This window comes from Hymenobacter siberiensis (assembly GCF_018967865.2).
Classification (GTDB): domain Bacteria; phylum Bacteroidota; class Bacteroidia; order Cytophagales; family Hymenobacteraceae; genus Hymenobacter; species Hymenobacter siberiensis.
Genome location: NZ_JAHLZY020000001.1, coordinates 4,052,954 through 4,069,102 on the forward strand (window position 1 = coordinate 4,052,954; position 16,149 = coordinate 4,069,102).

A 16,149-nucleotide genomic window follows, 5' to 3' on the forward strand; every position below is an offset into this window, starting at 1 on the left:
GCGCTTTTCCTCCACTTGTCATCAACTGCTTCCGATGAAAATAGCACTCACCCTCGCCCTGCTGCTGCCCGCCCTCGCCGGCCTGGCTCAGCCTACCCTCACCAACGACGGGGCCACCCTGAGCGTCGGCCCCGGCACCATGCTCTACGTGGCCGGTGCCGTGCAGAACAACGCCGGCAGCACCCTCCTCAACGACGGCACCGTGCAGCTCACCGGCGACCTGACCAACGCCGGCACCCTCGCCTCGACCGGCACGCTGCTGTTTGGCGGGGCCGCCAACCAGGTGTTTACGCCCGGTACGGCTACCGTGGCCACGCTCGTGCTGAATAACACCGGGGCCGCCGGTCAGCGCACCCTCGCCCTGCCCGCCAACCTGGTGGTGGGCACCGCCCTGACGCTGCAAAGTGGCCTGCTGCGCACCGCCCCCGCCGCCACCCTCACCCTGCCCGACGGCGCTACGCTCAGCGGCGAAGGCCCCGGCCAGTACGTGCAGGGCAACCTGCGCATCATCCGGGCCGCCGGCACCGGAGTGCTCGATTTCGGCCACGGCCTGAGCCTGGACCGCAGCGGCCTGGGTCAGGTCACGGCCACCCGCACCGCCGGCCTGCTGACGGACAACCTGAGCCGGGGCGTGAACCTGGGCAATACCGCCTACCAAGGCATCGACCGCATCTGGACCGTGGAAACCGCCGCCGCCCCCGCCGCCCCCGTGCCCGTGACCCTGAGTTGGCTGGCCGACGACGACAACAGCCTGAGCAGCTTCGCGGCCGCCCAGGCCTGGCGCGCCGACCCCGGCACCAGCGCCTGGGGCAAGGCCGGCAGCCCGGCCGCCGCCACGGTAGCCGGCAGCAGCCGCAGCTTCTCGTTTGCCGCCGCCGCGCTGGGCCGCCTCACCATCAGCAACACGGCCAACCCGCTGCCCGTCGAGCTGGCCCGCTTCACGGCCGAGCCGCTGGGGGCCGACGCGCTGCTGCGCTGGGCCACGGCCTCGGAAAAGAACAACGACCGGTTTGAGGTGGAAGCCAGCGCCGACGGGCGCACGTTCCGGCGCATCGGCCAGGTGCCCGGCCACGGCAGCAGCAGCCAGCCCCACGAGTACCAGCTCGTCGACCCGGCCATTGCCCGCTACGCCGCCAGCCTGGTCTACTACCGCCTGCGGCAGGTTGATGCCGACGGCACGTTCGCCTACTCGCCCGTGCGCACCGTGGCCGTGCGTGGGCTGGCCGGGCTGGCCCTGTTCCCGAACCCGACCAAACAGGCCGCCACGCTCACCGGCGCGGAGCCGGGCGTGGCCGTCACCGTGTTCGATGCCGTGGGCCGGCTGGTACTGACCCTCCCGGCCGATGCCGCCGGCACCGCCGTACTCACCTTGCCCAACGGCTTTGCCACGGGCGTATACGTGGTGCGTGCGGGCAGTAAAGCCCTGCGCCTCACGGTGGAGTAAGATATACTGACATTTGAGCAGCTCCGAAAGCTTTCAACAATAGCCGCCCGCCATCTACGCCAGCCCCAGCTGCTCAAATTTACGCTGCAGCAGCGCCAGGTAGCCCTCCTTCAACTCGGGCGTTAGAAAGCTTTCCGCCAGCAGCTTCTCCCAGGCCGGCCGGACGCGGACAAACCGGGTAAATACCCCCGTCATCACCTTGTCCTCCACGCCAGCCCGCCGCGCCGCCGCCAGGAAGTCCTCCTGCCGCAGCTTCTTCTTTTTGCCGTTCAGCGTCAAGACCAGCTCCTCCGTGTCGGCCGGATTCACCAGCGCCGTGGCCACCAGGTCGTAGGCCGGGGCCAGCCCGTAGCCCAGGCCCGACGTGTGCAGCAGCGAGAAGTTCTTCAGGTGCATGTCGGCGTTGCCGGTCAGGAAACTGAACAACATCAGCTCATAGCAATTCACCACGTCCAGACCGGGATTGGCCGAGTAGGTGCGCAGGGCGCGGGCTATCTGCTCATGCGAGCCGTCGTACTTGTTTTCGGTCAGCCGCTCGGTCAGCTGGCACATGTCCTCCATGTGCAGCTTTTCACCCTTCCGGCGGTCGATGCGCCGCGTCACGTAGGCCAAGGCCCCGTCCTGCAGCCGCAGCAGGCCGTGCGGCACGGTGGTAATGCGGGCCAGCGCGGCCAGGTGCATGGTGGCGTCTTCTACTTCCGGCAGGTGCAGGTAGCGCGAAGTCGGCGGCTTCAGAATATACTCCCCGCCCAGGGCCCCCACGATGGTCAGCCGGGCCGGACCATCCGCGGCGCTGCCCGGCACCAGGGATAGCGAAAGCTTGGGCTGCACGCCTGTCACCGTCATGTGCTGGCGTACTATCTCCTCAGCCAAACCCAGCATCTGCGCTTCCGAGTAGGGGAAGGCCGGCGGCGTGGCCCGTGCCCAGGGCATTTCGCCCGCCCTGTTGGGCTGCTGGCAGCGCCAGGCGCTGGAGCAAGCCGTGCCCAGTAGCGTCGAGCGTGACGAAATCAAGCAGCTGCGCGTCGCGCTCCAGCGCGTGGAAATGGAGCGCGATATTTTAAAAAAAGCCGTAACCATCTTTGCGTAAGCGCCTCAATCATGAGGCGTTACCAGTTCATCGAGGACTGCGCCGAGCCCTGGCCGGTGCAGGTGCTCTGCCGCTTGTTGGCCGTGAGCACGGCCGGGTATTACCAGTGGCGCCAACGGCCCGCTGCGGCCCCGGCACCTTGGCATATTGCGGCCCAACAGGCCTTTACGCGCCATGCCGGCCGCTACGGCACCCGCCGGTTGCGGGCGGAGTTACGCGCCGAAGGCCACGCAATCGGCCGCTACGCGCTACGCTCGTGGCTGTACCGGCAGGGATTGTGGGCCTTGAGCACCCGGCCCCAACGTCTCCGCACGACCGTGGCTGACCCAGCGGCCATCGTGGCCGAAAACCGACTGCTGGGCCAGCCGGCCCCCACCGCCCCCAACCAGGTCTGGGTCGGCGACATCACGTATTTGCCGTTGGTGGCCGGGCGCTGGTGCTACCTGGCCACCTGGCGCGACGCTTGTTCGCGCCGGGTCGTGGGCTGGCACCTGGCCGCGCAGATGCCCACCGAGCTCGTGCTCCACGCGCTCGAACAAGCCCTGCCGCTACGCCAGCCGGCACCCGGGCTCATCATCCACGCCGACCGCGGCAGCCAATACACCAGCGCCGCTTGCCGCACCCGTATCACACAAGCCGGGGCCCTGCCCAGCTTTAGTCGGCCGGGCAACCCTTACGACAATGCCCAGGCCGAAGCGGGCTGGAGCACCCTCAAAACCGAATTACTACCCGGCGGCAGCCCATTTACTTCCCTGGAAGAGGCCCGGCTGGAGGTCGCCCATTACCTCGACACCTACTTCAATCTCGACCGCCGCCACTCCGCCCTTGACGACCGCTCACCGCATCAATTTGAATGCGACTTCAAAAGCAACCTGCCTTCGCTTACTATCCGTTTTTATTGGACCACCCCAGGCCTCGAGTATCGTAGTTACGCTGGATACTTAAAACCGTGGGTGTGGGTAAGGCACTAAACGAAAGCAGAGGTGATGGACCAAAAGCAAGCTTGTTCATTAAAGTGGCCGCGGAGTAGATGCCCGTCAGGTGAATATGTGGCGAGGCGCTGAGGGCATATAGGCACACCAACGAGCACACAAAGAAAAACCCCCATGTAAACGCTTGGTTTACATGGGGGTTTTTCTTTGTAGCGCTCCCTCCTGGGCTCGAACCAGGGACCCTCTGATTAACAGTCAGATGCTCTAACCGGCTGAGCTAAGGAAGCTTTTTTCTAGCCGAAACACCGGTTGTTGTTGTTTCGGAGTGCAAACTTACAACGGGCTATTAAAGAAACGCAAGCCTTCGCCCATTTTTTTTCAAAAAAATATGCGCCGGCTCAGTTCGTAATATTGAGAATATTGCCTTGCAGACTGGTACTGTATTGTTTAAGTGGCCGCGGGGCGGGGCCGCCCGTTATTTGCCCCTGCAAATCAAATTGCGAGTTGCAGCACGAATCGCGCATAAAAAGCCGCGACTTGTCCAGGCTGACCGTCGCGCAGGCATCGTACGGGCGGTAAGGGCAGTTGCGCTCGAAGGCTAAATAGCTGTTTGCGTTCTGACGCACGACGATGACGCCTTTTACGCCACCGGTACCAGCCGGGCCCTGCACGGGCAGCGTCACGGCCCCGTTATTGGCACGTAGGTTCACGTACTCTTGGTTGGTGAGCACCAGGCTCAGGTTTACCGGGGCGTAGGGAATGAGCGGCTGGTCATCGTTTTTAGCGCCGCATGCTGCTGTGCCTAGCATTAGGCACAAAATTATAAATACGGAGAGGCGCTGCATAGGAGGATGAACTAAATGAGTGGCTTGCGAAGCGTTTGCCGAGGGCTGCAAATTTCCGCGAGGCCGCTTGCTGCAAACGCAAACCAGCCCTGCTTATTTCTTAAACAGCGAGTTCACGAACGTATGCCGGTCAAAGAGCTGCAAATCCGTCATCTTCTCCCCCACCCCGATGTAGCGCACCGGAATGCTGAGCTGGTCCGAAATGCCGATTACCACGCCGCCACGGGCCGTGCCGTCGAGCTTGGTAATGGCCAGGGCCGTAACTTCGGTGGCTTTCGTGAACTCCTTGGCTTGCAGGAAGGCATTCTGGCCGGTGCTGCCGTCGAGCACCAGCAGCACCTCGTGGGGCGCGTCGGGAATCATCTTCTGCATCACACGCTTGATTTTGCTCAGCTCGTTCATCAGGTTCACCTTGTTGTGCAGGCGGCCGGCCGTGTCGATGATGATGACATCGGCCCCCATTTCCACGCCGGTTTTCACGGCATCGAAGGCCACGGAGGCGGGGTCGGTGTTCATGCCGTGGCTCACCACGGGCACGCCCACGCGCTGGCCCCAGATGATGAGCTGGTCGACGGCGGCGGCGCGGAAGGTATCGGCCGCGCCCAGCACCACCTTTTTGCCGGCCGAGTGGAAGCGGTGGGCCAGCTTGCCAATGGTAGTGGTTTTGCCCACACCATTCACACCTACCACCATAATCACGAAGGGCTGGCCGGTACTACCGGCGCGGTCCAGCACGGCGGTTGAGCCGGAGTCATTATCCTCCAGCAGGGCCACGATTTCCTCGCGCAGTATGCGGTCGAGCTCGCCGGTGCTCACGTACTTGTCGCGCGCCACCCGGGCCTCGATGCGGTCGATGACCTTCACCGTGGTGTCGATGCCCACATCGGCGTGCACCAGCAGAGTTTCCAGGTCGTCGAGCACAGACTCGTCCACGGTGCTTTTGCCCACCACGGCCTTGCTCAGCTGCTCGAAGAAGTTGGTCTTTGTTTTTTCCAGGCCAGCATCAAGCGAGGCTTGCTGGGCAGGAGTTTCCTTGTCCTTTTTAAAAAAATCGAAGAGGCCCATGGGGTTCTGTCATGCTGAGCCTGCGGAGCAACTTATCACGCTCGCAGCACTCGGATTGGTAACTCTACTGAAAGCACCCCGGCTGAGATGCTTCCTTGGCTAACGCCGACCTTCGGCTCGTCAGCAGAACAAAAGTGAGCATACCAAAAGGTATTACACGCAAAAAGTCCCACGAAGGTGGGACTTTTTAAACTTTTACAAAGCCGAAGCAGGCTGGCAACTATTTGTTGCCGGTAGCCAGGTAGTCCTGCACTTTGTCGAGCAACACCATTTCCTCGCGGAAGGTGTAGGCTCCGGTTTTCTCCGATTTAACGGCACGAATTACTTTCGCCCAGTTCTTGGCGTTTTCAACGGTTTTCAGCGTTGCTACTACTTTCTTAGCCATTGTTCAGGTTATTTAATTTCCTTGTGAACAGTCATTTTCCGCATAATCGGGTTGAATTTCTTCAGCTCGATGCGCTCGGGGGTATTCTTGCGGTTCTTGGTGGTGATGTAGCGCGAGGTGCCCGGCAGGCCCGAGGTTTTATGCTCGGTGCACTCCATGATAACCTGCACCCGGTTTCCTTTCTTGGCCATCTCGACGGGGGTGTATGTGTTTTAAAATTTAGGACTGCAAAGGTACGGGGATTTTTGGAAATGCCAAAGGACTCAGCCGCAACTTTCAGTTGGAGAAGCAGAACGGAGGTAAATGTGTGCCAAACAACGTCATGCAGAGCGCAGCGAAGCATCTTGCCCGCCACCACTAAACCAATCTAATGACTTACTTACTGCGAGCAAGATGCTTCGCTGCGCTCTGCATGACGTTCAGTGACACCCAGCACCCGGCCACTAGCTACTTCAATTCCGGCAGTTTGAAGCCTTCCAGGGCACTGGGTTCGGCCATTAGCTTCTCAATGTCGGCCACGGTGCGCGGGGCTTCGGCCGATAAATTCTCGTAGCCGGTGGCGGTAATCAGGGCATCGTCTTCGATGCGGACGCCGATATTCCACCACTTGGGGTCGCAGGGCGAGCCGGCGGGGATGTAGATACCGGGCTCGACGGTGATGACGTTGCCGGCTTGCAGCGGGCCGTAGCTGCCGCTGTCGTGCACGTCGAGGCCGAGGTAGTGGCTGGCCCCGTGGGGGTAATAGTTACGAAATTCCTCTTTCTTTTTGATAATGCCGAGCTTTTGCAGGCCGGCGGCTACTACTTCCTGGGTGGCTTTGTTGGGGGCATCGAAGGGTGCGCCGGGCCGGCAGGCGTCGAAACCTGCCTCCTGGGCGGCCAGCACCAGCTCGTAAATCTGGCGCTGGGCGGGGCTGAAGGTGCCGGAGGGCGGCGCGGTGCGCGTGACGTCGGCGGAGTAGCCGTGGTATTCGGCCCCGCAGTCCATGAGCACGAGGTCGTTGTCGAGGCGCTGGCGGTCGTTGGTTTCGTAGTGCAGGATGCAGCCGTTGGCCCCGCCGCCCACAATGCTGGGGTAGCCCTGAAACTCGGCCCCGTAGCGGCGGTACACGTACTCGTGCAGGCCCTGCACTGCCATTTCGCCCATATCGGGGCGCAGCAGCTTCAGCACCTCGCGCTGGCCCTGGGCGCTGATGCGGATGGCGCGGCGCAGCAGGGCCAGCTCCTCGGGCGTTTTGATGGCGCGCAGGTCGCCGAGCTTTTCGCCCAGCGTGGCATCGTCCAGGCGGCCGGGCGGATTGGCGGCGATGGCCGCCTGACGGGCGGCATCGGTGGTGGCGGCCAGGTAGGCGCCGATGAGCGGCGTGGTGCCGAGGGCCGGCGTTTCCTTCACCTGGCTGCTCAGGTATTCGGCAACGCGCCTGGCATTTCGCATGCCGTTGCGGCGGATGATGCTGTTGAATTCGGTGACGGCCGGGTTGTAGTCGGCCGGCACACCAGCCTGCTGGCGGAAGGTGGCCACCAGGCTGTGCAAATCGGCGGGGTTGGCGAAGTCATCGCGGGTGTCGGCGGGCAGGTTGGGAACCAGTATTTTATCAAAACCAGCCCACTTGATACCGGCGGCGGCGAAGTCTTTATTGTCGGCGGCATATTGCAGGGCCAGCTGCGATTTGGCCCCGGCAGCGCCCAGGCGGCGGCCGGTCCACTGCTCGCGGGCGGGGTTGCGGGGCTGGGTGAACAGGGCTTCGGTCACGCCGGGCTGGCCACCCACGGTGCGCGGCTCCTTGAAAAGCAGCAGCACGGCATCGGGCTCTTCATAGCCGGTGAGGTAGTGAAAATCGGGGTTTTGGTGGTAGATGTAGTCCACGTCGTTGGCCCGATTGCGGACAGGTGCGGCGAACACCACGGCCACGCTATTGGCGGGCATTTGGGCCCGGAGCAGCTCGCGCCGCTGCTTATGGAAGGCGGGCGTTAGGAAATTGGTGGGCCGGGCGGGGGCCGGGTTGTTCGTCAGCGGCTCGGGGATGGAAGTGGGCGCCTGGGCCGAAGCCGCGAAGCCCAGCAGCCCCAGTAAACCGACAAAAACCACTGAGGAAGCTTGTAGCCACGGCCGGAGCGACCAAAAACGGGGAGAGAGCCGGAGCCGCATGAGCATCAGGAATTATGATAACAATCAGACTACCATGCAAGGTAGCCGCCAACAGACAAAGCCAGCGCCGATACGTTTGCCCTGGAGGGCAAACGTATCGGCGCTGGCTTTAAATCAGATTAGCGTTTTCAGTGACTGGTTTCAGACTATTTTAGTCGGACCGGAAACAGGAAACGAGCAACCTAAATTGCTAGTAAACGATGAAGCCCTGCTCCTTTGCCTTCTTCAGGACGGCCATAATGCCGTTCTTGTTGATGGTGCGGATGGTGGAGGTAGCTACTTTCAGGGTTACCCAAGCATCTTGCTCGGGGATGTAGAAGCGCTTTTTCTGCAGGTTCGGATAGAACTTGCGCTTAGTCTTGTTGTTAGCGCGCGAAACGTTGTTACCAACGCGGGTACGCTTGCCGGTCAAATCACAAACACGGGCCATGATATCGGAGGGTTAAATTTTATTGCAAAGCAGGTAAACGGGCCGCAAATATCGGCAAAAGTCTGGCATTCACCAAACACCCCACCCTTATTTCTGGTCGGATGCGCCCTGAGCGCCTGGTTTGGGCTTAAAATTCCAGGGGCAGTGGCGGCAACTACTCTGGCAACAGCTCCCCCGACGACGGTGGTACTGCTCGGTGAAGACGAGGTAGCCTTCGGGCGTGTAGTAAAAATCGCCGGGCTGGAGCGGCTGGGGTACGGGAGCGGGCATCGGGGAATCAAAGGTAGGTCCGGTGGCGTTGAATAGCTGAGGTGTTGTACCTTGTGCTACTGAAATTTCTAATTAAATCCATGAAAACGCCTACTGGTTTCACGCTGTCGCTCCTAGCTGCGGCCGCCGTATTGCTGGCCCTGCCGGCTGTGGCCCAGGTTGCTACGCCAGTAGTACTAACTATCGCCACGGCCCCGGCCGGGGTACGCCCGGCCCTGGCCCGCGACGAAACGGCCCTGGCCGACCCTGTGCGCGAGGCCCTGCGCACGCTGCCTCAAGCCAAGAAAAAATTCCTGGCCGGCCTGCCCATCGGCGACCAGTTTTTGCTGTCGGTGCGGGTGATTGCCACGGATACCAGCTTCCGACAGGCCTCGGTGCGGGTGCTGGGCTGGCACGGCAATACGGTGCAGGCCTTGCTGCTGCCCGATAAAGCTGCTGTAGCCACTACTCCGGCCGAGCCCACGGCGGTGACCTTCCCCGAAACCGCCGTGGTGGACTGGACCCTGCTGCGGGCCAGCGGCCGCGAAGAAGGCAACTACGTGGGCCGCTACACCGACACCGCGCGCCAGGTGGAAGGCATGCGCCTTCGCTAGTAGACTGGTAAGCGGGCTGCTTGTCATTCCGACGCAGGAGGAATCTGAGTAAAACGGTCACGCACAGTTCTCAGACTCCTCCTGCGTCGGAATGACAGGCTCTACACCAAATAGTATGGGCCGAAAACCCGTAATTTCGGGCTTCACCAACTCCCGCCCGTGCCATGTCAACCACCGCCTCCCCCACCGCCACGTCCAGCCGCGCCGAGCAGCTCATGCAGCTCGAAGACCAGTACGGCGCGCACAACTACCACCCCCTGCCTGTGGTGCTGAACCGGGGCGAAGGCGTGTACCTGTGGGACGTGGACGGCAAGCAGTATTTCGACTTCCTTTCGGCCTATTCGGCAGTCAACCAGGGCCACTGCCACCCGCGCATTATTGATGCGCTGACCAAGCAGGCGCAGCAGCTCACGCTCACGTCGCGGGCTTTTTTTAATGACCAGCTGGGCGCGGCCGAAAAGCAGCTGTGCGAACTGTTTGGCTACGAAAAAGCCCTGATGATGAACTCCGGGGCCGAGGCCGTGGAAACCGCCCTGAAGCTGGCCCGCAAGTGGGGCTACCAAGAAAAAGGCATTGCCCCGAACATGGCCCAAATCATCGTGGCCGAGCACAACTTCCACGGGCGTACCACGGGCATTATTTCCTTCAGCACCGACGGCGACAGCACGGGCGGCTTCGGGCCGTTTGCGCCCGGCTACCGGGTGGTGCCCTACAACGATATGGAGGCGCTGGAAGAGGCCTTGCAGGACCCGCACGTGTGCGGCTTTCTCATTGAGCCCATTCAGGGCGAGGCGGGCGTGATGGTGCCCTCGGTGGGCTACCTGGCCCAGGCGGCGGCGCTGTGCAAGGCGCACAACGTGCTGCTGATTACCGACGAAATCCAGACCGGCCTGGGCCGCACCGGCAAGCTGCTGGCCTGCGACCACGAGGCCGTGCGCGGCGATATTCTCATCCTGGGCAAGGCCCTGAGCGGCGGCGTACTGCCGGTGTCGGCGGTGCTGGCCGACGACCACATCATGCTCACCATTCAGCCGGGCCAGCACGGCTCTACGTTTGGCGGCAACCCCCTGGCCTGCGCTGTGATGCGCGCCGCGCTGGATGTGCTCATCGACGAGAAGCTGGCCGAGAATGCCGCCCGACTGGGCGAGATATTCCGCCAGCGCATGCGCCAAATCCAGGCCCAGCGCCCCGAAACGGTGGACCTAGTGCGCGGTAAGGGCCTGCTGAACGCGGTAATTATTATGCCCGCCGAGGACGGCCGCACCGCCTGGGACGTGTGCGTGACCCTGATGGAGCGCGGCGTGCTGGCCAAGCCCACGCACGGCGACATCATCCGTTTCGCCCCGCCGCTGGTGATTACCGAGGAGCAGCTGCACGCCGCCTGCGATGTGATTGAGGAAGTGATTCTGGCGTTTTAAGCTGTCTGTCATCCTGAGCGCAGCGAAGGACCTTGGCACACCCGAACAAAACGTTCAGATGTGCCAAGGTCCTTCGCTGCGCTCAGGATGACCGTTTTTTGTGTCCTCATGCCCAACACCAACCTTTCCTACTGGGAACAACGGTCCTTCTTCGGCCCGGCCGATGTCGCCATCATCGGCGCGGGACTGGTGGGCCTCACGGCGGCCATCTACCTGAAGCAGCAGCGGCCCACCTGGCGCGTGGTGGTGCTGGAGCGCGGCGCGCTGCCCAGCGGCGCATCGACTAAAAACGCCGGCTTCGCGTGCTTTGGGTCGATTTCGGAATTGCTGGAGCAGGAAAAGCGGGGCGACTTGCAGGCCGTGGTGGCCGCCCGCTGGGCCGGACTAGGCCGGCTGCGTGCGCTGCTGGGCGATGCCGCGCTGGACTATCAGCCGGTGGGCGGCTATGAGCTATTTCGGCACGAGGAAGCACCGCTGGCAGCTGAGTGCCGGGATAAAATTGACTATTTCAACACCCTGCTGGCGCCGGTGGTGGGCCACGCCCGCACCTTTCGCGACGCCAGTGCCGAAGCCGGGCAATTCGGTTTCGGAGGCGTGGGCACACTGCTGAAAAACGAGCACGAAGGCAGCCTCGACGCCGGCCGCATGATGCGCGCCCTGCTGGCCCGCGCCTGGGCCGCCGATATGCCCGTGCTCACCAGCTGCGCCGTGGAAAGCGTGGAAAGCACCGCCGCCGGCCACATCTTATTCCTGGCCAATGGCGTGGCCGTGACAGCCGGCCAGGTGCTGCTGGCCACCAACGCCTTCGCTACAGAGCTGCTGCCGGAGCTGGCCGTGACGCCCGGCCGCGGCCAAGTGCTGGTGACCGAGCCGCTGCCAGACGTGCGCCTGCCGGGCACTTTTCATTACGACCACGGCTACACCTATTTCCGCCAGCTGGCCGACCACCGCATCTTGTTGGGAGGCGGGCGCAACCTGGATTTTCCGGCCGAAGAAACCACCGCGTCCGGCCTCACGCCCACGGTGCAGCACTACCTCGAAAACCTGCTGCATGAGGTGATTGTGGCCGGCCAGCGGCCCCGCATCGACTACCGCTGGAGCGGGGTGATGGGGTTCGGGCCGGCGCTGGCGCCCATCATCGACTGGGTGCGGCCGGGCGTGCTGGCCGCCGTGCGCTGCAACGGCATGGGTGTGGCCCTGGGAGCGGGCATTGGCTGGGAGGCGGCGCAAAAGCTGACCGACGGGTAGCGGAAACCGGCCAATATTCGTACAGCCCTGCTCAGACCTCACTTCCGGCTTTCCTCTATGCTTTTTGCTACGCGCCCCCGCCTGTTTCACTCCCGTTTGCTGGCTTTGCTGGTGGTCATTGGCGGCCTGGCCAGTGGCTGCCAGAGTAGCCGGCGCAGCTTCTCGTTTCAGCCGATGCCGGGGCGGGTGCAGGCGGTGAAAGCCGCCGCCGCAGCTGCTGCCACGCCGGAAGCAGCCGCCGCGCCGCTGGCCGTGACCGCAGCCAAAACGGCCGCTCAGCCAATCCTTGCTTTGCCCGCTGCCCGAGAATACCGCCGTGCATTGCCGCAGCCTGAACCATTGATGGCATCAACAAAAACCGCTGATATTGCGACTTTGCCGATGGTGCGCCCGGCCGCCACGCACCGGCGGCCCCTGCTGGCCCGGGCGCACGCCCCGGCCGAGGCCGGGCTGGGCACCACGGTGCTGGGTGTGCTGGGGCTGGTGGTGCTGCCCATTGCCCTGCTGGGCCTGCTGCTGAGCGGTGGCGGGCTGGTGTGGGGCATTGTGGCGGGCGCGGCGGCGCTGGCGGTGCTGGTGGCGTACATCGACCCGTTTGGGCGGCGGTAGGGTTTCGGGCCGAACTTTGTGGCTTCGTTTTGCTTTTACAGAACGTTTGATTTTCTTTTTTCACGTTCCGGGCGCAGGCCCGGCGTCATCGATATATGCTCCCAACCCACCGCCCCCGCCGCAACCGCAAGTCCGAAGTTATTCGGGACATGGTGCAGGAAACCCGCCTCACCACCCACGATTTCATCTTTCCGCTCTTCATTATTGAAGGCGAGAGTCAAAAGCTGGAAGTGAAGTCCATGCCCGGCATCTACCGGTTTTCGGCCGACCGCATTATCGAAGAAGTGGGCCAGTGCGTGGAGCTGGGCATCAAAACCTTCGCCCCTTTTCCCAGCATCAATGATGCGCTGAAGGACCGGCTGGCCAAGGAATCGGCCAACCCCGAAGGCCTGTACCTGAAAGTAGTGGCCGACATCAAGCGCCAGTTCCCGGAAGTGGTGCTGATGACCGATGTGGCCATGGACCCCTACAGCAGCGACGGCCACGACGGCGTGGTAGATGCCGAATCGGGCGAAATCCTCAACGATGCCACCCTGGAAGTACTGGGCCAGATGGCCCTGGCCCAGGCCCGCGCCGGGGCCGATATCATCGGGCCCAGCGATATGATGGACGGCCGCGTGGCCTGGATTCGGCGGGTACTGGACGAGAATGCATTCAGCCACGTGAGCATCATGAGCTACACGGCCAAGTACGCCTCGGCTTTCTACGGTCCGTTCCGCGACGCCCTGGATTCGGCCCCCAAAAAAGGCGACAAAAAAAGCTACCAGATGAACCCCGCCAACAAGCGCGAGGCCCTGCGCGAGCTGGCCCTCGACGAAGCCGAAGGGGCCGACATGGTGATGATAAAGCCCGCCCTGAGCTACCTCGACGTGATTCATGCCGTGAAGGAGCGCACCCACCTGCCCGTGACGGCCTACAACGTATCGGGGGAGTACGCCATGGTGAAAGCCGCCGCCCAAAACGGCTGGCTCGACGGCGAAAAGACGATGATGGAAGTCCTGACCAGCATCAAGCGCGCCGGGGCCGATGCCATCCTGACCTACTTTGCCAAGGAAGCGGCCGCCGTGCTGCGGCGCGGGTAGCACGGCTTGTATTATTTAGCAGCGTTGGGCAAATGCAGTGGGTAATACCACCGGATTTGCCCAATTTTGTTGGTGGGCAGTGTACCTGTTTGTCCTTATGACATCGTTTTTCTACCGTTGTGTGCTGCTGGCGCTGCTGGCGTGGGCTGGCCTGGCCCAGCCCGTGCGGGCGCAGGGGAGCAAGCCGAAGCCCCGCCCGGCTGTCCCGGTGCCCTATCAGGCCGTGGATGCCCGGATGCGGGCCGTGCCCGATTCGTCGGCGCGGACGGTGGGCGGGCTGGCACGCTTCATCACGGCCTCGTTTCCGACGGAAGGCGACCGGGCCCGGGCGGCCTTCGTGTGGGTGGCCCGCAACATCCGCTACGATGTGGAGGACATGTATGTGCCGGACCTGCAGGGCGAACACCCCATTTCTGCGCAGCAAACGCTGGACCAACGACGCGGGACGTGCGAGCACTACGCCGAATTGTATAGTGCGCTGGCCAACCAAGTGGGCGTACTGACTTACGTGGTAACCGGCTACACCAGCCTGCGCGCCCCGGTGGGTCATGCCTGGTGTGCCAGCCGCATAGCCAGCCAGTGGTGGCTGATGGACCCTACCTGGGCAGCAGGCTACCTGGAAAAGGAGAAGTTCGCGTTTCGCTTGAACAACTACTTTTTCCGGGTAGCACCGGCCACGTTCATCGCTACCCATATGCCCTTCGACCCGCTATGGCAGTTGCTACCAGCGCCGCGCACGCCCCAACAGTTTCAGCAAGGCACGCGCCCCGCCCCGCCCGGCCTCCCCTTCGCCTTTGCCGACTCAGTAGCCGCCTACGCCTTGCAAAGCCCGGAGCAACGACTACGAGCCACGGCGCGCCGGGTGGAGCAGAACGGCGTGAAAAACGACTTGACGTATAGCTTTCTGCTTCACATTCGCCAGCAGAAGTCCAACCAATTTGTCGATGCGTACAACAGTGCCATCGATGCCTTCAACGTGAGCACCAAGGAGTTTAATGCGTTTATCGTTTTTTTCAATCATCAATTTCTGCCCCGCCGGACCGACCAAGAGCTGCAGCAGGTGCTGGTGCCTTTGGCCGCGCAGCTGGCCGAGGTGCGTCGCTTACTAGCTACGGCCCAGCCGGTTGCCCCAGTCCAACAGGCTTCGCTGACGGAATTTCTTGTTTCGGTGCAGCTACTCGAAACCAAGCTCCATGATGGCCAGGCCTTCGTGGCGCGTTACCAACGCACCAACAAACTTTTGCGGCTCATGCTCTTTGCTAATCCGGCCGCTACGGGGTCGCTGTCGCACTGAGCGGACCAAGTAGCAAGCAGCACTATTCTAGCAACCGCACTCCCATTTCACTGCTCATGCCCACCATCCGCCGCGCCACCGCTGCCGACCTGCCGGCCATTCTGGCCCTCATCCGGCGGGCCGTGCCGCTGATGCACGCCAGCGGCAACTTCCAATGGTCGGCTGACTACCCCAACGAAGCCGTATTCATCGCCGACATCGCACACAACCACCTGTGGGTGGCCGAGCTGGCTGGCACAGTGGCCGGCGTGGCCGCCCTCACCCAGGACCAAGATGCCGAATACGCCCAGGCCGACTGGGACGTGACCGAGCCTGCCCTGGTGACGCACCGCCTGGCCGTGGACCCCGCGGCCCAGGGCCGGGGCGTGGCGCTGGCCCTGATGGCGCAGGCCGAAAGGCAGGCCGTGGCGCAAGGTTTGAAGTTTTTGCGCGTGGACACCAACTCGGAGAATGCCGCCACGCAACGGCTGTTTCCGAAGCTGGGCTACCGATTTGCGGGCGAGATTACGCTGGCATTTCGGCCGGGGCTGCGATTTTTTTGCTACGAAAAGCGGCTGGGGTAATGGATTTATTTCGGGTCGGCTTGGTAGTGGTGTTGCTCGGGCTAGGCATGCTTTACAGCGAGCGAGCGGGCAAACTGACTGCGGCCGCGGCCGGAACTGGCGGAGCATTGGAACTGCTGATTTACCTGGGCAGCGGGTTTGCGGGGCTGGCGCTGCTGGCGTTATTCTTCGGCCTCGGCACGGCGGCTTCCAGCTGGCGCGTGGCCGACAAGCGCCGCCTCGGGCTGGCTGAGGAAAACCGGGGCCGCCGCACCGCCGGGCAGGTAGTGGCCAATGCTGGCGTGGCGGGCCTGCTGGGGCTACTGGCCTGGCAATATCCGCCCGCCGCTCCGCTGGCCCAGCTCATGCTGGCGGGCAGCCTCGCCGCCGCCACCGCCGACACGTTGTCCTCAGAATTAGGCAACGTGTATGGCCGCCGCTACTACAACATCCTCACCCTGCGGCCCGACACGCGCGGCCTCAACGGCGTGGTGAGCCTGGAGGGCACGGCGCTGGGGCTGGCGGGCACGGCCGTTATCGCCACGGCCTACTGCCTGGGCTTCGGCTGGGGGGCGGCGTTTGGGTGGCTGCTGGTGGCGGGCACGGCCGGCAATCTGGTCGATTCGGTGCTGGGCGCTACACTGGAGCGGCGCGGATTATTGAGTAATAACGCTGTCAATTTTATCAATACCCTGACCGGCGCGCTAGTGGCGGGTGGGCTGATGAAGTGGTTGGGTTAGCTGAGCTTTACAAG

At 63.0% G+C, this 16,149-nt stretch carries 19 protein-coding genes and 1 tRNA gene; 11 read left to right on the top strand and 9 right to left on the bottom strand.

Features of this window, described 5'->3' with window-relative positions; translation table 11 throughout:
* Positions 1-34: 34 nt before the first annotated feature.
* Positions 35-1,444, top strand: a complete 1,410-nt coding sequence (locus tag KQ659_RS18020) for a T9SS type A sorting domain-containing protein (RefSeq protein WP_216688095.1) — start codon at positions 35-37, stop codon at positions 1,442-1,444.
* Between the two features lie 54 nt (positions 1,445-1,498).
* Here KQ659_RS18020 and KQ659_RS18025 read toward each other — a convergent pair whose 3' ends face one another.
* Positions 1,499-2,377 (bottom strand): HipA domain-containing protein, encoded by an 879-nt coding sequence (locus tag KQ659_RS18025; protein WP_226930043.1) that lies wholly within the window; start codon positions 2,375-2,377, stop codon positions 1,499-1,501.
* Here KQ659_RS18025 and KQ659_RS18030 point away from each other — a divergent pair.
* On the top strand, positions 2,358-2,534 hold the full coding sequence (locus KQ659_RS18030) for a hypothetical protein (protein WP_216688094.1): 177 nt from the start codon (positions 2,358-2,360) through the stop codon (positions 2,532-2,534). The genes KQ659_RS18025 and KQ659_RS18030 overlap by 20 nt on opposite strands.
* An 11-nt stretch (positions 2,535-2,545) precedes the next feature.
* Positions 2,546-3,505 carry an IS3 family transposase gene (locus tag KQ659_RS18035; protein WP_226930044.1) on the top strand — a complete coding sequence of 320 codons (960 nt, stop codon included), beginning with the start codon at positions 2,546-2,548 and terminating at the stop codon, positions 3,503-3,505.
* Positions 3,506-3,679: 174 nt separating this feature from the next.
* Here the strand turns inward: KQ659_RS18035 and KQ659_RS18040 are convergent.
* From KQ659_RS18040 to KQ659_RS18075, 8 genes are all read right to left on the bottom strand, one after another.
* Positions 3,680-3,753, bottom strand: a tRNA-Asn gene (locus KQ659_RS18040).
* 111 nt (positions 3,754-3,864) lie between these two features.
* Positions 3,865-4,275, bottom strand: a complete 411-nt coding sequence (locus KQ659_RS18045; protein WP_216679809.1) for a Rieske (2Fe-2S) protein — start codon at positions 4,273-4,275, stop codon at positions 3,865-3,867.
* A 129-nt stretch (positions 4,276-4,404) separates the two neighbouring features.
* Positions 4,405-5,376 (bottom strand): signal recognition particle-docking protein FtsY, encoded by a 972-nt coding sequence (gene ftsY, locus KQ659_RS18050; RefSeq protein WP_216679808.1) that lies wholly within the window; start codon positions 5,374-5,376, stop codon positions 4,405-4,407.
* 220 nt (positions 5,377-5,596) lie between these two features.
* A complete protein-coding gene (locus tag KQ659_RS18055) occupies positions 5,597-5,761 on the bottom strand; it encodes a DUF4295 domain-containing protein (RefSeq protein WP_072008680.1) in 165 nt (54 codons plus the stop codon).
* Positions 5,762-5,769: 8 nt separating this feature from the next.
* Complete coding sequence (gene rpmG, locus KQ659_RS18060; protein ID WP_168674975.1) at positions 5,770-5,952, bottom strand: 50S ribosomal protein L33; 183 nt, start codon at positions 5,950-5,952, stop codon at positions 5,770-5,772.
* 256 nt (positions 5,953-6,208) lie between these two features.
* Positions 6,209-7,849 (bottom strand): aminopeptidase P N-terminal domain-containing protein, encoded by a 1,641-nt coding sequence (locus KQ659_RS18065; RefSeq protein ID WP_226930046.1) that lies wholly within the window; start codon positions 7,847-7,849, stop codon positions 6,209-6,211.
* 250 nt (positions 7,850-8,099) lie between these two features.
* A complete protein-coding gene (gene rpmB / locus KQ659_RS18070; RefSeq protein WP_168674977.1) occupies positions 8,100-8,339 on the bottom strand; it encodes a 50S ribosomal protein L28 in 240 nt (79 codons plus the stop codon).
* 87 nt (positions 8,340-8,426) lie between these two features.
* The gene (locus tag KQ659_RS18075) at positions 8,427-8,609 is read right to left on the bottom strand and encodes a DUF5522 domain-containing protein (protein ID WP_216679806.1); all 183 of its coding nucleotides are present in this window, start codon (positions 8,607-8,609) and stop codon (positions 8,427-8,429) included.
* Positions 8,610-8,689: 80 nt separating this feature from the next.
* On the opposite strand from KQ659_RS18075, the gene KQ659_RS18080 reads away from it, so the two are divergent.
* From KQ659_RS18080 to KQ659_RS18115, 8 genes are all read left to right on the top strand, one after another.
* On the top strand, positions 8,690-9,202 hold the full coding sequence (locus KQ659_RS18080; protein ID WP_216679805.1) for a hypothetical protein: 513 nt from the start codon (positions 8,690-8,692) through the stop codon (positions 9,200-9,202).
* A 164-nt stretch (positions 9,203-9,366) separates the two neighbouring features.
* A complete protein-coding gene (gene rocD / locus KQ659_RS18085; protein WP_216679804.1) occupies positions 9,367-10,620 on the top strand; it encodes an ornithine--oxo-acid transaminase in 1,254 nt (417 codons plus the stop codon).
* A gap of 108 nt (positions 10,621-10,728) precedes the next feature.
* Entirely contained in the window at positions 10,729-11,868 is a 1,140-nt protein-coding gene (locus KQ659_RS18090) for an NAD(P)/FAD-dependent oxidoreductase (RefSeq protein ID WP_216679803.1), read from the top strand.
* 57 nt (positions 11,869-11,925) lie between these two features.
* Positions 11,926-12,477, top strand: a complete 552-nt coding sequence (locus KQ659_RS18095) for a hypothetical protein (protein WP_216679802.1) — start codon at positions 11,926-11,928, stop codon at positions 12,475-12,477.
* 95 nt (positions 12,478-12,572) lie between these two features.
* Positions 12,573-13,559, top strand: coding sequence for a porphobilinogen synthase (gene hemB / locus KQ659_RS18100; protein ID WP_216679801.1), 987 nt, complete (start codon positions 12,573-12,575; stop codon positions 13,557-13,559).
* 97 nt (positions 13,560-13,656) lie between these two features.
* Positions 13,657-14,853 (top strand): transglutaminase domain-containing protein, encoded by a 1,197-nt coding sequence (locus tag KQ659_RS18105; protein WP_216688092.1) that lies wholly within the window; start codon positions 13,657-13,659, stop codon positions 14,851-14,853.
* A 56-nt stretch (positions 14,854-14,909) separates the two neighbouring features.
* Positions 14,910-15,416 carry a GNAT family N-acetyltransferase gene (locus KQ659_RS18110; RefSeq protein WP_216679799.1) on the top strand — a complete coding sequence of 169 codons (507 nt, stop codon included), beginning with the start codon at positions 14,910-14,912 and terminating at the stop codon, positions 15,414-15,416.
* A 47-nt stretch (positions 15,417-15,463) separates the two neighbouring features.
* A complete protein-coding gene (locus KQ659_RS18115; protein ID WP_226915904.1) occupies positions 15,464-16,135 on the top strand; it encodes a DUF92 domain-containing protein in 672 nt (223 codons plus the stop codon).
* The last annotated feature ends 14 nt before the right edge of the window (positions 16,136-16,149 follow it).

Excerpts from the sequence above, each read along its gene's own strand:
- rpmB (WP_168674977.1), bottom strand. The coding sequence starts at position 8,339 with ATGGCCCGTGTTTGTGATTTGACCGGCAAGCGTACCCGCGTTGGTAAC.
- KQ659_RS18025 (WP_226930043.1), bottom strand. The coding sequence starts at position 2,377 with ATGCCCTGGGCACGGGCCACGCCGCCGGCCTTCCCCTACTCGGAAGCG.
- hemB (WP_216679801.1), top strand. The coding sequence starts at position 12,573 with ATGCTCCCAACCCACCGCCCCCGCCGCAACCGCAAGTCCGAAGTTATT.
- rocD (WP_216679804.1), top strand. The coding sequence starts at position 9,367 with ATGTCAACCACCGCCTCCCCCACCGCCACGTCCAGCCGCGCCGAGCAG.
- KQ659_RS18105 (WP_216688092.1), top strand. The coding sequence starts at position 13,657 with ATGACATCGTTTTTCTACCGTTGTGTGCTGCTGGCGCTGCTGGCGTGG.
- KQ659_RS18020 (WP_216688095.1), top strand. The coding sequence starts at position 35 with ATGAAAATAGCACTCACCCTCGCCCTGCTGCTGCCCGCCCTCGCCGGC.
- KQ659_RS18045 (WP_216679809.1), bottom strand. The coding sequence starts at position 4,275 with ATGCTAGGCACAGCAGCATGCGGCGCTAAAAACGATGACCAGCCGCTC.
- KQ659_RS18110 (WP_216679799.1), top strand. The coding sequence starts at position 14,910 with ATGCCCACCATCCGCCGCGCCACCGCTGCCGACCTGCCGGCCATTCTG.
- KQ659_RS18090 (WP_216679803.1), top strand. The coding sequence starts at position 10,729 with ATGCCCAACACCAACCTTTCCTACTGGGAACAACGGTCCTTCTTCGGC.
- KQ659_RS18075 (WP_216679806.1), bottom strand. The coding sequence starts at position 8,609 with ATGCCCGCTCCCGTACCCCAGCCGCTCCAGCCCGGCGATTTTTACTAC.
- KQ659_RS18055 (WP_072008680.1), bottom strand. The coding sequence starts at position 5,761 with ATGGCTAAGAAAGTAGTAGCAACGCTGAAAACCGTTGAAAACGCCAAG.
- rpmG (WP_168674975.1), bottom strand. The coding sequence starts at position 5,952 with ATGGCCAAGAAAGGAAACCGGGTGCAGGTTATCATGGAGTGCACCGAG.
- KQ659_RS18095 (WP_216679802.1), top strand. The coding sequence starts at position 11,926 with ATGCTTTTTGCTACGCGCCCCCGCCTGTTTCACTCCCGTTTGCTGGCT.
- KQ659_RS18080 (WP_216679805.1), top strand. The coding sequence starts at position 8,690 with ATGAAAACGCCTACTGGTTTCACGCTGTCGCTCCTAGCTGCGGCCGCC.
- KQ659_RS18115 (WP_226915904.1), top strand. The coding sequence starts at position 15,464 with ATGCTTTACAGCGAGCGAGCGGGCAAACTGACTGCGGCCGCGGCCGGA.
- ftsY (WP_216679808.1), bottom strand. The coding sequence starts at position 5,376 with ATGGGCCTCTTCGATTTTTTTAAAAAGGACAAGGAAACTCCTGCCCAG.
- KQ659_RS18035 (WP_226930044.1), top strand. The coding sequence starts at position 2,546 with ATGAGGCGTTACCAGTTCATCGAGGACTGCGCCGAGCCCTGGCCGGTG.